This window comes from Acinetobacter sp. RRD8 (genome assembly GCF_031844225.1).
Lineage (GTDB): Bacteria > Pseudomonadota > Gammaproteobacteria > Pseudomonadales > Moraxellaceae > Acinetobacter.
Window position 1 is genome coordinate 1 of the sequence record NZ_JAUZUU010000032.1, and the last position, 13,410, is coordinate 13,410.

Consider the following 13,410-nt stretch of genomic DNA (forward strand, 5'->3'; position numbering starts at 1 on the left):
GTCGCCTTTTGAGTTTGAAGCAATGTACTATGATAAGATTAACCCGTTAGGTCAGGTGGCCTAACTTAAATAAAAAAGTCTCCGACAAACCCGGTACGGTTCAGTTCTCGATTGATGCAAAATCTTGAAATACAAGGTGTATGGCGTGGTAAGAATACAGATATGGTGCTTGATGCGCTGAGTTATGTGTCGTCTTTTGAGCTTGAAGCAATGTACGATTATAAGATTAACCCGTTAGGTCAGGTGGCCTAACTTAAATAAAAGTCTCCGACAAACCCGGTACGGTTCAATCTCTTACCAATATGATGCCTCACTCGATGGCTGGGGGGCTCTAGAATTTTGGTGGCTATTCAGTCCATCATTACCTACATTCCAACTCTCTAGTTTTCCAACTAGCCCAGGTTATAATAGCCACCCAAAATACGATTGATCTATTATGAACACCTCCAATGACCCTTTACACGGCAAAAAACTTGCTGACATTTTGGATGAATTATTGGATTACTACGGTGGCTTTGAAGGCTTAAGTCACAAAATTGAAATTAGATGTTTTTGCATAGACCCAAGTGTTAAATCATCATTACGATTCTTGCGTACCATACCATGGGCACGTGAAAAAGTAGAGAGCTTATATTTGTACGTCTTACGCCAAAAGGCCAAACAGAAACCGTAGCCTCAGGCAACACCCCTCTCATCATAAAATTATACCAGTCAGTAAAATAACTTTAGGTTAAGCATATGTATGCTGGTTATTATTGTTGATTATCACAATAAATTAGTGACCAAAAATCAAAGTATCCTACCCTACCTTAAATTACACCACATAAAATAAAAACTCTATATAACTGTTATATATAGAGTTTATTTAAATACCAATTATAGTATTTAGTGTATTTTATGTCGGTGACTCTTACCAAGGTTGGTTTTTTTCAAAAGGAAGCTTTGTTTACCCAAATTATTTAGATAAGAATCTCTTTTTCCAAAGGAAAGTTGGCAAAGCCTTACTAATGTGAGTAATTAAATCGCTTACTCTTTCTCTAGCTTGACCAGGCAATCCGATGTAATATCTGCAATGGTTCTTGCACCAGTCAATGTCATTGCCACACGCATTTCTTTCTCAATCAAATCTAGTAAATTACTTACCCCAGAACCGCCGGCAGCACCAAGTGCGTATACAAATGCACGACCAAGCATACAAATATCTGCACCCATAGCCAACATACGTACCACATCAAGACCGTTACGAATCCCTGAATCTGCTAAAATTTTGATGTCACCTTTGACCGCACTTGCAATTGAAGGAAGCGCACGAGCAGAAGACAAAACACCATCAAGCTGACGACCACCGTGATTGGAGACCACAATTCCATCTGCTCCGAAACGTACTGCATCCTTGGCATCCTCAGGATCTAAAATCCCCTTAATAACCATGGGACCCTCCCAATAATCACGAATCCACTCAAGATCTTTCCAAGAAATTGAAGGGTCAAAGTTATTTCCCAGCCAACCGATATAATCTTCCAGACCTGTCGGCTTACCTAAATATTTCGAAATGTTACCCAAATCATGCGGACGACCCAATAAACCGACATTCCAAGCCCAGTGTGGGTGCATACACGATTGCATATAACGACGTATTGCAGCATTTTTACCACTCATTCCTGAATGTGCATCACGATAACGCGCACCTGGAACAGGCATATCGACTGTGAATACTAAGGTAGAACAGCCTGCGGCTTTAGCACGTTCCAAGGCATTTTTCATAAAACCACGGTCACGTAGTACATACAGTTGAAACCACATCGGACGTTGAATCGCAGGTGCCACTTCTTCAATTGGACAAACTGAAACTGTTGATAAGGTAAATGGAATGCCCTTTTTATCTGCGGCAACCGCGGCTTGAACTTCACCACGACGCGCATACATACCCGTTAGACCTACAGGTGACAATGCCACTGGCAACGCCAAACTCTCACCAAACAATTGCGTTTCTAAGCTCAGCTCAGACATGTCATTTAACACACGTTGACGTAAAGCGATTTTTGATAAATCGTCTACATTACGCTTTAAAGTATATTCCGCATAGGCACCACCATCGATGTATTCAAATAAAAATGGCGGTAAACGACGTTTCGCAGCTTCACGATAGTCATTTGCAGAAGAAATAATCATAACTTATGTCCTATTTAATCGACTCGAACGTTGACGACGAGCTTCTTCTTCATCGATCATACGTACGCGTTGAACAACAAATTCAATATGCCCACAAGCTGCCTTACGTGCAGTCTCTGAGTCTTGACGTTCAATTGCGTCCATCACCTCAAAATGCTGGTCATGCAATTGTTCAAAATGTTGTGGTGTGGTGTAAACTTTACGTCGCCCTAACATCACGTTGTCTTGCAATAAATCAAACAAACTACGCATCATTTGGATCAGCACTAGATTGTGGGATGCTTCTGCAATCGCCAGATGAAAATTCGCATCCGCTATTGCTGCGTGGGCATCATCACCTAAAGCCTGAAAATGGCTAATCTGCTCAAAACATTGACGAATATTGATCAAATCACTGGGTGTGGCACGTTGTGCGGCATACCATGCTGTACCACCTTCAAGCACCATACGAGCTTCTTGTACATCAAAACGATATTCAGGATCCTGATCCATCAAACCGGATAATGGCTCAACGATTTGATACTGTGACCAATGTGCAGGCAACTGCTTTAAATAGGTGCCTGCACCCGCTTTGCTCTGAATAATCCCTGCGGTAATCAGTTGTTGAATCGCCTCACGTAAAGAGCTACGAGACACACCTAACTGTTCACAGAGTTGGCGTTCAGCAGGCAATCGCTCTCCGACTTGCACATTATTTTTTTCAATCAATAGGCGTAAACGCTGTACCACTTTGTCGGAGACTTTCATTTTTTTCCTTGACCCGTTTACGGAATCATCCACGGGAAAACATAAGCTTGTAAGGTCACAATAATACCAATCATCACCGTAAAGATAATGCTGTGTTTTACTGTAAATCTAAATAAATCAGATTCTTTACCAACTAAACCCACTGCTGCACAAGCAATCGCGATTGATTGAGGGGAAATCATCTTACCTGTTACTCCACCACTGGTATTGGCAGCAACTAACAAGACTTCAGGCACACCGATTTGCTGTGCTGTAGTTGCTTGTAACGCTGAAAACAATGCGTTAGCTGAAGTATCTGAACCTGTAAGAAACACTCCAACCCAACCCAAGAATGGTGAGAAGAAGGTGAAAGCCTGACCCGTATGTGCCAGTGCTAAAGCAAGCGTCGCTGACAGACCTGAATAGTTTGCAATGAACGCAAAAGCCAGTACCATACCAATCGAATAAATTGGGGTTTTTAGTTCATTCACGGTTTCAAAGAATGTCGAAACTGCCTCTTTAGGTTTCATGTTTAAATAAATAATCGTGATCAATGCCGCCAATATAATCGCCGTACCCGTTGCTGATAACCAATCAAACTTATAAATCGCATCATAATCTTTAATTTCAGGCACGACAGGTGGTAGCTTTTGAATCAATTGATGCAAATACGGCACTTTAATTGAAACTACTAAATCACTTAATGGGCCGTCCTTAACAAATAAATCTTTAAAAGGTTTGATGCTCCAGATCGTCACCATTGCTGTAAGTATCAGAAATGGAGACCAGGCTTTGGCTATCTGTGCCACACTATATTGTTTACGAGCTTGCTTGATAATAGTTTCATCTACCTGTATATTTTTGTCCTCAAAAAGAAAAATATGTTTTGGTTTCCAACACTTAAGCAAGATAGTTAAACTGATTAATGATGCAATTGCAGCAGTGATATCGGGTAACTCAGGCCCAACAAAATTTGATGTTAGATATTGCGCTAAAGAAAAAGATAAGCTGGCAACTAAAATAGCAGGCCAAGTTTCTTTAACCCCACGCCAACCATCCATGATTGCCATGATCCAGATCAATACAATTGGCACCATAAAGGGTAACTGACGACCAACCATTTGACTGATTTCCATGGTGTCAACACCTGAAACCTGCCCAGCGACAATGATCGGAATTCCCATTGCACCAAAAGCAACAGGTGCAGTATTAACTATCAGGCATAGCCCAGCCGCATATAAAGGCTTAAAGCCGAGTCCCACCAACAGTGCCGCAGTAATTGCGACGGGCGCACCAAAACCTGCCGCACCTTCTAAAAACGTACCAAAAGCAAACCCAACTAATAGCATTTGCAGACGTTGATCTTCTGTAATTGACAGAATAGACGAACGAATAACATCAAACTGTCCTGTTTTTACTGAAATCTTATATATAAAAACTGCACCGATAATAATCCATGCAATTGGCCACAGGCCGTAGAAGAATCCATAGACCATTGATGCTAATGCCATTCCAATTGGCATTTTGTATAAAAATAATGAGACCAGAAAGGCTAAAAAAACGGTAATTGTAGCGGCTACACTACCCTTCATGCGAAAAATAGCTAACGCTAAAAAAAAGAAAATAATTGGAACTAGCGCAATAGCACTCGAAATCCAGATATTGCCTATAGGATCATAAATTTGTTGCCACTGTTGAAGCATTGTCTACTCCATGAAATGCTTAACTACTAGATTGAACAGTTTATTGTACTTAAACACTAAATTGGTATGACCAATTTAGTGTTTAAGAGATAAAATGTGCATTTTGTATTGGCGATATTAGTAATATTAGCCCAAAAACACAATATAAAAGATTTAATTTATTTTTTGGTATGACCAATTTTTATAATCTCTTAAAATTTTATATATTAGATTTCTTTCATAATTCACTTTTTACTCAGCTCAAAATTATGGATTCCCACAATTAAATTAAATCTTAATCCTAGTCTTTTGCCAGGGTTGCGATATCGCTCGGCAAGGATTTTGAAGGTTTTCAAAGTTCCAAATACCTGTTCAATCCCAATTCTTCTTTTATTGATTTCTTGGTTATAAAGTTTTAGCTCGAGATCTGGTTTTTAGTGCTTTTTTGCTTTTAATGGCCATAAACTATTTGGATACAATGTATAAATCCCTTGATAGCCTTTATTTGCAAGAGGCTTTGTTGCACAAACCTACCACTGAAAGCTTCTTGGGGAATATAATTTCTAAATGAAGAGGTCTGCACCCAAGATCTATCGTACAACCAGTTGATCTACCTACAATAAAGCCTTGCTCAGTCAAGGAAATATATCAATTTGGTTTGATTCAGCCATCCAATGGTCGCTCGATTGACTCAACAACTGCCGATGCAAAACTTGGATGAAAATGTACTAGCCCAACAACTTCATTCCACCAATCAAGAGCAGTTGATTGCCTATAAAGTGTCTTTATTTGGCTCTGACGTCAGTGTCGTTCAGCATGTGGTAGCAAAAACCCGAGGTGCACCGAAAGATTTAAGCCACCAAGTAGTTGGCTTTAGTACAAAGCAACAAGGTGAGGCTCAGTTATGTGTTACGTCGTGAGGATATTCAAGTGGTGGTAGCAGAGCGGATGTTCCTACGTGGATAATTGCTCAAAAAGATTTTATAATCGGTATTAATACCAATAATTTTGTCTTTATTGCTATGTATAGACTTAATCGTTTTGATTATTCGTCGAGAGCTTAAAGCCTTAGATGAAGTTTCAACCTTTTAAGTCAGCCAAATTTATCAGTGAATGATGCTACTCACTATTTAAAAACCTTAGATGCCAAAGTAATGCCTTCCAAGGTACAGTCCTTTGCCCAAAACTCTAAGCACTTAATACATAAACTGCATCAAAATCCGGAAAATGAAAAAGTATTTAGTTCATACGCCGCCCATGAATTGCGTAGTCCTTTAACCGCGATCAAAACTCATATCCAGCTTGCACAACTGATGGCAGAACAACAGGCAAGCTCGCCCAAATTGCAACAAAGCTTGCAGCAGGTACACATTGGTATCCGCCGATGTACCCAGCTACTGGAACAGCTTCTAGCACTTTCCTCTACCGATCAAGTACTGAGCGATATCTAGTACAGTATTGAAATTGCACGGCTCCTGACTCAGGTGATTGCCGATTTACAGTCGCTTTATCCGGAAATTGAACCCAGTTTAACAATTGACTGACCGAGCCTGATCCGAATTGCCCTACCCGATTTTGAACTATATACCGTCTTTAAAAACCTACTTAAGAATGCTCTATTGCAGGCACAGGCAAATACTATTTCAATTGCTATGCTGCATGTGTGCTGATCATTCATAATGATAATCAAAGGTTGAAGATATGCATACTTGGGACAGCGTTTCTGGCATAAATCTCCCTAGCAAAATGGGCATGGGCTAGACTTATATTTGATGAAAATGGTGTTAAACAAATATGGCTATCAGATTCAATTTACAGTGGCGCAACCTCAATATTTAAGCATTCACATCAGCCCCCCTGTAAGCTGATCACTTACTCATGGATAGACGGGGCTAAATTTAAAGCTGGAATATCAACCCATGTCGTATCAGCAAAATCACGCTGCAAATACTGTTTTAAATAAGCAATGGTATCTTCAGCGATCAAGGGATCTTTGGAGTTATCTGCATGATTAAAAGCAATGGCATATAATTGAACCCCGCGGAGTTTTAACAACTCAAGACTCAGCAAGGTATGATTAATACTGCCTAAACGCCCTGAAGTGACGAGAATCACCGGATAATTATGTGTCTGAATATAATCAATAGTCAGGAACTCTTCGGTTAAGGGCACCATCAGACCACCGGCACCTTCCAGCAAAATACAGTCGTAGGCCACAGCCAGCTGTTCGGTAGCCTGATGAATCTGTTCAAAGTTAATGGCTCGCCCATCCAGCCGCGCAGCAAGATGCGGTGAAGCCGGATACGTAAAAATTTCCGGCATGGTCAGTTTTTGCTGGTCTTCCGGTAACAATCCACAACCCATAATTGCACGATGCTGTTCGATATCTTCTGATATATCGACATTTCCGGTCTGGATCAGCTTTTGGGTTATGGTACGAATGCCCTGCTCATTCCAATTTTTGGCCAGAAAACCAGTAGTAAAGGTTTTACCAATTGCGGTATCAATGCCGCTGACAAAATAAATCTGTGCGCTCATGCTGTCTTCCGTGCAATGACATAAACCGGATGATAGGTCAGTGCATACTGTTTGCTTTCAGGGTCTTGGAATTGTCGATAGCCGGTATAAAAATCCTGTAAGGACGATTTTGTCCACCGAAACCCCTGTGCCGTCGCCTGTACACCAGTGGCTTTGATATGCTGTAACACCTGTTTCGGATGCTCAAAATGCAAGGTCATCTGTTCTTCTGTCTGCAGCAGAATGTCAAAGCCTAAGGATTCAAGCAGTTCACAGACCTCCGCTAAAGGCAGATAATCCAAGCCTTGTCCGGTCAGTGCCTTAATTTCCTTTAAATTATTGTCCGTATAACTGGCAAAACACAGATGCCCAGAGGGATTTAAGGCCTGCGCAATGTTGAGCAACAATGCTTTTAAATCCGAGATCCATTGCAATGCAGAACACGACAGCACCATGTCCAGAGACTGCGGCAGTGGAAAGGTTTCAATATTACCAATCCCCCACAAAAGCCGATCAGCTTCCGGGAAATGCTGCTTCACTTCGGCATATAGATCATTTAAAAATAAATGATCAAAGCTGTAATACTGCATAAAAAGCCGGGTAAAAAACCCTGAACCGCAGCCAATTTCCAATACCCGTTGCAAATGTGGTTGTGCTACATGCTGCTGCATGAACTGCATCAACTCTGCCGCTACGGCACTTTGTACCAGCGCATGCTGCTCATAACTGAGATTTGCCTGAGCAAAACGCTGGGCAATCTGTTTGCTGTTCATCGCGGCAAATTCCTCAGCACCTGCAGACATGCGTCCAGCTCATCCGCAGAAATGTTCTGATTCAGGCAGATTCTGAGTCTGGAGGTGTTGGCAGGAACCGTTGGCGGACGTACTGGTAGCACATAAAATCCCTGCTGTTGCATAATTTCAGCCGCCTGAATGGTGCGTTTTGCCTCACCAATCAGTACCGGCACAATTTGCGAGGTTGACGGACAGTGATATCCCAAGTCTTGAATGCCCTGCTGACAGCGTACAGCCAATGCTGCCAAATGTACTCGTCCCGCCTGAAGCTGCTGTACCTTCTGAAAAATAAATCTAGTCCAGGCCATACATAGTGGCGGCTGGGCGGTACTAAAAATTAAAGGTCGCATGCTATTAATCAGATAGTCACGAATCACTGGCGCACAGACCAGATAACCACCAACTGAAGCCAAAGCCTTGCCAAAGGTACCGACCAGGAAATCAATCTGATCCAATACTTGATACTGTTCTGCGCAGCCCAATCCACGTTCACCGCGCACACCAATTGCATGTGCCTCATCGACATAGAGCATGACTTTTGCAAACTGCTGTTTTAATGCCACCAAAGCAGCTAAATCTGTTTCATCCCCATCCATACTGAAAATTGATTCAGTTACCACAATGATGCGCTGGATAGATTCATCTGACTGATATTTTTCTAAAAACTGAGTCAAATGCTGCAGGTCATTATGGCGGTAACGCACATAGCCAGCTTTAGATAAACGAATCCCGTCGATAATACTGGCATGTACTAGTTTGTCAGCAATGATCATGGTTTTAGCATTACTGAGCGCAGGAAGAATCCCGATATTCATGTGATAACCACTATTAAACAGCAGTACTGAACGTCCAAAAGCCTGTGACATCTGTGCTTCAAGTTGTTCAAAATTGGGAAAGTTTCCTGTCAGTAAACGTGAAGAGCTTGAACTCATATATCGCTCAGACATCGGCGTGAGGTCAAAAAATTCTTCACGTAGCGTTAAGTTGGATGCCAGACCTAAATAGTCATTGGATGCCAGATTCAGCATCTCTTGGCCATTGAGTTGCAATCTTGGCTGGCTAGAAATATTGGACTTAAACTGGCGATATTGCCCTTGCTGTTTCAAGTCATCTAGCTGCTGCTGGAAATGCTCAAGATGGTTCATGCTACTGCCTCTATCTGCTGAATCATCTCCCGCATATGCTTTAATAAAGTTTCAAGTTGCTGTGTTGAAATTACATATGGCGGCATGACATAGACCAGACGGCCAAAAGGACGAATCCAGACGCCACGGCATACACATTCAGCCTGAAAACGAGCCAAATCAATAGTTTGATGTAGCTCAACCACGCCAATTGCGCCGAGGACACGCACATCTTTGACTTGTGCCAAGGATTTTAAATCCAGTAAATATTGTTCTAGTGTACTTTCAATCTGTTGAATACGCGTCTGCCAGTCTTGAGCCAGTAACAGCTGGGTACTTTTTAATGCGACCGCACAGGCCAACGGATTAGCCATAAAAGTTGGGCCATGCATGAACACACCCGCTTCACCACTTGAAATCGTCTCTGCTACATGGCGAGTGGTTAAGGTCGCTGACAAGGTCATATAACCACCAGTCAATGCCTTACCGATACACATAATGTCTGGTGTGACCTGAGCGTGTTCATAAGCAAATAGTTTTCCAGTGCGGCCAAAACCGGTGGCAATTTCATCTAAAATCAGCAGTACATCGTACTTTTCACACAACAACTTAGCTTGCTTTAAATATTCTGGATGATAGAAACGCATCCCGCCTGCACCTTGCACAATCGGCTCAATGATCATGGCAGCAATCTGTTGATGCTGCTGTACCAGCAGGCGCTCAAGTGGATGTATATCTTCGGGTTGCCATGCCCCATCAAAACGGCTTTGAGGTGCCGGAACAAATAAACGGTTCGGCAAACTCGAACCAAAAATTTGATGCATACCAGTTACAGGATCACAAACCGACATGGCATTCCAGGTGTCGCCATGATAGCCAGAGCGTGTGGTAACAAAGTTAGTTTTTTGTGGTTGCTGACGTGCATTCCAATATTGCACAGCCATTTTCAACGCCACCTCAACCGCGACCGAGCCGGAATCGGCAAAGAAAATTTTATCCAGTTCAGGCGCCGTGATCTCGAGTAGCAGTTTAGACACATCAATCGCAGGCTGATGAGTCAAACCACCAAACATGATATGTGACATTGACTCTAATTGTTTTGTTACGGCCTGATTGAGTTCAGAATGATTATAACCGTGAATTGTGCACCACCAGGACGACATGCCATCAATCAGCTCGGTACCATCTTCAAGTTCAATGACTGCACCATGTGCAGCTTTAACTTTGTAACATGGCAAGGGTTGTGTCATGGAGGTATAAGGATGCCAAATATGCTGTTGATCAAAAGCGTCCTGCACAGAATTTACCCCAATTATTAAAACTAAAACTGATCTTAGCGCGTTAAATCTGAAAATGAAACGTCAAGAGCTACCAATCTCTTTTTGCTTAAGCCAGATCGGCTAAAAATTTTAAAATTGGCTCAACAAGTAACTTGGTATCAAAAAGGATGGCATCGTGCGTGCCCTGTATTTTTACCAAATTCAGATTTTGGGTTGTTAAAAACACAGATTCTTGACTAACTTTGTAAGGAACCAACATATCATTCTCGGAAAATATAAATAGCATCTTGACTGAATGATTTTTTAAGATATCCACTAGATTTAATTGCTGCAATAGATAAAGATGCTTAACCTGATAGTTTAAATCAATACTATTTAACTGTTGGTGCAATAATTTTGCACGTTCACGCGCTGCTGCGCCAGCTAAAGTGACCAAGGTACAGAAGCGCTGCATCCCGCGTTTTGGATCAGCCAGTATGGAGGATTTAAATTGTGTATATTGTTCAACTGGCATTGCCTGTGGCCATGCTTCGTTGGCCACGAAACAGGGATTTGACATACAGCAAATCACTGGCTTGGCAATTTTCAGTTGTTGCTGGATTTCATTAGCCAGCAAAAGTGCCAACTGTCCACCCAAAGACCATCCCATCAAGACATCAATAGAACTCGCCTGCCTGACTTTTTCGGCCAAAATACTTTCCACGTTAGGATCAAAAATATCCCATACTTCAACTTGATGCTGCTGCCGTAACTGTTCTACAAACGGGGTTAAGACCGCTGTTCCTAGCCCCCAACCCGTAATCATCAGTATCTTCATTTTGTCTGCTCCAATAAAAAGGGACCAATTCAAGTTGAAATGATCCCTGTTTGTTACACGATTAATTAAGCAGGTTGCATCGCATCTACAGCCAATTCTTTAGCTGTTTTCTTGGCAGCTTCAGCTTTTAAGCCTAATTTAGCAAACAAGACTTTGTCTTTACCTTCACCACTGTTCGGGGCAGTAAGCAATTTATCACCTGAAAATAATGAGTTAGCTCCAGCCATAAATGCCAGTGCCTGATCAGAGTCAGAGAGAGATTCACGACCTGCCGACAAGCGGATATAACTCTTCGGCATAATAATCCGTGCTACCGCAATAGTACGAATCCAGTCAATCACATCCAGTTTTTCAACATCGGCCAGTGGTGTGCCTTCAATAGGAACCAGCATATTTATGGGCACCGAACCCGGGTGAATCGGCATAGTCGCTAGTTCAAATAACAAACCGACTCGGTCTTGTACGCCTTCGCCCAAGCCGACAATACCGCCACTACAGACATTAATTCCGGCATTACGCACATGATCAAGCGTATTTAAGCGGTCATCAAAGCTACGTGTACTGATGACATTGGCATAATATTCACGTGAGGTATCAAGGTTGTGGTTGTAATAATCTAGCCCTGCATCTTTCAGACGTTCCGCCTGTGAGGCATTCAGCATCCCTAGGGTCATACAGGTTTCCATGCCCAGTTTCTTGACTTCCTGCACCAATTCCAGCACATACGGCATATCGCGTTCATGCGGGTTACGCCATGCTGCGCCCATGCAAAAACGGGTCGAACCGGAAGCTTTGGCCTGTTTGGCTTCAGCAATCGCCTTTTGTACTTCTACGCGTTTTTCAATTTCCAGATCAGTATCGTAATGTGCAGATTGCGAACAGTATTTACAATCTTCCGGACAACGGCCCGTTTTAATTGAAAGCAGAGTACTGACCTGAACAGTATTCGGTTCAAAGTTTTGGCGATGAATTTGCTGTGCCTGAAACAGTAAATCCATTAAAGGCAAGTCATAAATTTCTTGTATTTCGGCACGTGACCAATCATTACGGATCATCTTGTCTGCATCATCTAAAATTCCATTGAGTAAATCATACGCTGTTTTTTTTATTTTTCTTTAGCGTTTTCTTTCATATTCATTGCCTGCTTAAAATAGCTTTAGTGTGTCAAGCTATTTTTGAAAGCTTATTTAACCCGAATCCTGCTTAAGCCGATGAGTCCTTAATTTGAATTGTTGGCTTATTTTGATGAGTGAGTTGATATCCACATAGTGAGGCGTAAATTCCACGCAGAAATCCATGAAGTCTACGTGCTTTACTCGTCACTAAATTGTATTGCCCCTTCAATAAGCCGAATAATATTTCTATTTTATTGCGTTGTCTTAAGTGATATTTATCTGATGCACAGAGTTGAATAGCCTGCATATTCTTCCGATGATAAGTAATTAAATCAATACCTTGATCTTTCAATCTAATTTTTAATTCTTGGCTGATGTAACCTCGATCCCCGTAAAGTTTTGCTTCTATACCAGCAACCAATTGCTCAACCATTTTTATATTAGCAACATGTCCATTCGATAAAGCAGAACAGGCAATTTCACCAAATTGATTCATCGCAATACGTAATTTACAGCCATAAAACCAGCCCATTGAGCTTCTACCATGTGATGCAATTTGGATTAATGATTTATGACGCTAAATACGTTGATTTTTACAAATTGGCAGAGTTGTTGAATCAATCCATAAATATTGTGTACCTTGGCCTTTCATCAGTGCCACATGTAAAGCATGTAGAGCTAATTCATGCATACCCAATTGGCTCAAGCCAATGTGAAAGCCCAGCAAGCGGCAAAAAAACCGAATGTTTTTGCTTTTGGCGAATATAGTCTGGATCAAAATGAAAACTGGATTGTCGGAGTTGCCGCACGCTATAACCTGTTTTCCGGGATCGATAAAAACAAGAATATTCAGGCTGCCGAACTCAAACGCTCTGCTACAGAATTACTCACTGCACGCACCCAGCAAGAAATTGAAAATCTGATTTATAAATCTTATAGCGAAGCACTCAGTGCACAGCAAAGTGATGCACTTCTGGCACAAAACTTGAAAGCCGCACAGGAAAATTTACGCATCCAAGAATTGTCTTTTAAAGAAGATATGGGCACCGCCACACAGGTCATCGATGCACAAAATATGCTGAGCGGACTACGAGCTGAAACTGCCTTGAATGCCTACAAATATGTGATGTCACTGGCCACCCTATTACAAAGCCATGGCTCGATTACAGAATTTCCGAACTAC

14 protein-coding genes and 2 pseudogenes are annotated in these 13,410 nt (G+C 41.8%); 5 read left to right on the forward strand and 11 right to left on the reverse strand.

Annotated elements, in window-relative coordinates; genetic code table 11:
* Positions 1–111 precede the first annotated feature (111 nt).
* Positions 112–252, forward strand: a complete 141-nt coding sequence (locus tag Q9R24_RS14500; RefSeq protein WP_279679301.1) for a hypothetical protein — start codon at positions 112–114, stop codon at positions 250–252.
* A 184-nt stretch (positions 253–436) separates the two neighbouring features.
* Positions 437–673 (forward strand): VF530 family DNA-binding protein, encoded by a 237-nt coding sequence (locus Q9R24_RS14505; RefSeq protein WP_005005662.1) that lies wholly within the window; start codon positions 437–439, stop codon positions 671–673.
* A 353-nt stretch (positions 674–1,026) separates the two neighbouring features.
* Here Q9R24_RS14505 and lldD read toward each other — a convergent pair whose 3' ends face one another.
* The 4 genes from lldD to Q9R24_RS14525 form a co-directional block, all read right to left on the reverse strand.
* Positions 1,027–2,172, reverse strand: a complete 1,146-nt coding sequence (gene lldD / locus Q9R24_RS14510) for an FMN-dependent L-lactate dehydrogenase LldD (RefSeq protein WP_180181369.1) — start codon at positions 2,170–2,172, stop codon at positions 1,027–1,029.
* A 3-nt stretch (positions 2,173–2,175) separates the two neighbouring features.
* Positions 2,176–2,919: a transcriptional regulator LldR gene (gene lldR, locus Q9R24_RS14515; protein ID WP_004282146.1), complete on the reverse strand. Its 744-nt coding sequence runs from the start codon at positions 2,917–2,919 to the stop codon at positions 2,176–2,178.
* A 17-nt stretch (positions 2,920–2,936) separates the two neighbouring features.
* On the reverse strand, positions 2,937–4,601 hold the full coding sequence (gene lldP, locus Q9R24_RS14520; protein ID WP_311215561.1) for an L-lactate permease: 1,665 nt from the start codon (positions 4,599–4,601) through the stop codon (positions 2,937–2,939).
* Positions 4,602–4,825: 224 nt separating this feature from the next.
* A complete protein-coding gene (locus tag Q9R24_RS14525) occupies positions 4,826–4,978 on the reverse strand; it encodes a hypothetical protein (RefSeq protein ID WP_373886141.1) in 153 nt (50 codons plus the stop codon).
* A gap of 288 nt (positions 4,979–5,266) precedes the next feature.
* Between Q9R24_RS14525 and Q9R24_RS14535 the strand changes: the two genes are divergently transcribed.
* The gene (locus Q9R24_RS14535; protein WP_225554309.1) at positions 5,267–5,500 is read left to right on the forward strand and encodes a hypothetical protein; all 234 of its coding nucleotides are present in this window, start codon (positions 5,267–5,269) and stop codon (positions 5,498–5,500) included.
* Positions 5,501–5,689: 189 nt separating this feature from the next.
* The gene (locus tag Q9R24_RS14540) at positions 5,690–6,031 is read left to right on the forward strand and encodes a histidine kinase dimerization/phospho-acceptor domain-containing protein (RefSeq protein WP_180039010.1); all 342 of its coding nucleotides are present in this window, start codon (positions 5,690–5,692) and stop codon (positions 6,029–6,031) included.
* Between the two features lie 421 nt (positions 6,032–6,452).
* Here Q9R24_RS14540 and bioD read toward each other — a convergent pair whose 3' ends face one another.
* The 7 genes and pseudogenes from bioD to Q9R24_RS14575 all read right to left on the reverse strand — a co-directional run.
* Positions 6,453–7,118 (reverse strand): dethiobiotin synthase, encoded by a 666-nt coding sequence (bioD, locus tag Q9R24_RS14545; RefSeq protein WP_180039009.1) that lies wholly within the window; start codon positions 7,116–7,118, stop codon positions 6,453–6,455.
* The gene (gene bioC, locus Q9R24_RS14550) at positions 7,115–7,900 is read right to left on the reverse strand and encodes a malonyl-ACP O-methyltransferase BioC (protein ID WP_311215562.1); all 786 of its coding nucleotides are present in this window, start codon (positions 7,898–7,900) and stop codon (positions 7,115–7,117) included. The genes bioD and bioC overlap by 4 nt, the downstream gene beginning before the upstream one ends.
* Positions 7,867–9,036 carry an 8-amino-7-oxononanoate synthase gene (locus tag Q9R24_RS14555; protein WP_100535634.1) on the reverse strand — a complete coding sequence of 390 codons (1,170 nt, stop codon included), beginning with the start codon at positions 9,034–9,036 and terminating at the stop codon, positions 7,867–7,869. The genes bioC and Q9R24_RS14555 overlap by 34 nt, the downstream gene beginning before the upstream one ends.
* The gene (bioA, locus tag Q9R24_RS14560) at positions 9,033–10,313 is read right to left on the reverse strand and encodes an adenosylmethionine--8-amino-7-oxononanoate transaminase (protein WP_253160783.1); all 1,281 of its coding nucleotides are present in this window, start codon (positions 10,311–10,313) and stop codon (positions 9,033–9,035) included. The genes Q9R24_RS14555 and bioA overlap by 4 nt, the downstream gene beginning before the upstream one ends.
* Positions 10,314–10,401: 88 nt before the next feature.
* Positions 10,402–11,112, reverse strand: coding sequence for an alpha/beta hydrolase (locus Q9R24_RS14565; RefSeq protein WP_004282161.1), 711 nt, complete (start codon positions 11,110–11,112; stop codon positions 10,402–10,404).
* A gap of 65 nt (positions 11,113–11,177) precedes the next feature.
* Positions 11,178–12,167: a biotin synthase BioB gene (gene bioB / locus Q9R24_RS14570; RefSeq protein ID WP_004733127.1), complete on the reverse strand. Its 990-nt coding sequence runs from the start codon at positions 12,165–12,167 to the stop codon at positions 11,178–11,180.
* Between the two features lie 148 nt (positions 12,168–12,315).
* Positions 12,316–12,924: pseudogene (locus tag Q9R24_RS14575) on the reverse strand (IS982 family transposase); the annotation flags it as partial.
* On the opposite strand from Q9R24_RS14575, the pseudogene Q9R24_RS14580 reads away from it, so the two are divergent.
* Positions 12,913–13,410, forward strand: a pseudogene (locus Q9R24_RS14580) (TolC family protein); the annotation flags it as partial. The pseudogenes Q9R24_RS14575 and Q9R24_RS14580 overlap by 12 nt on opposite strands.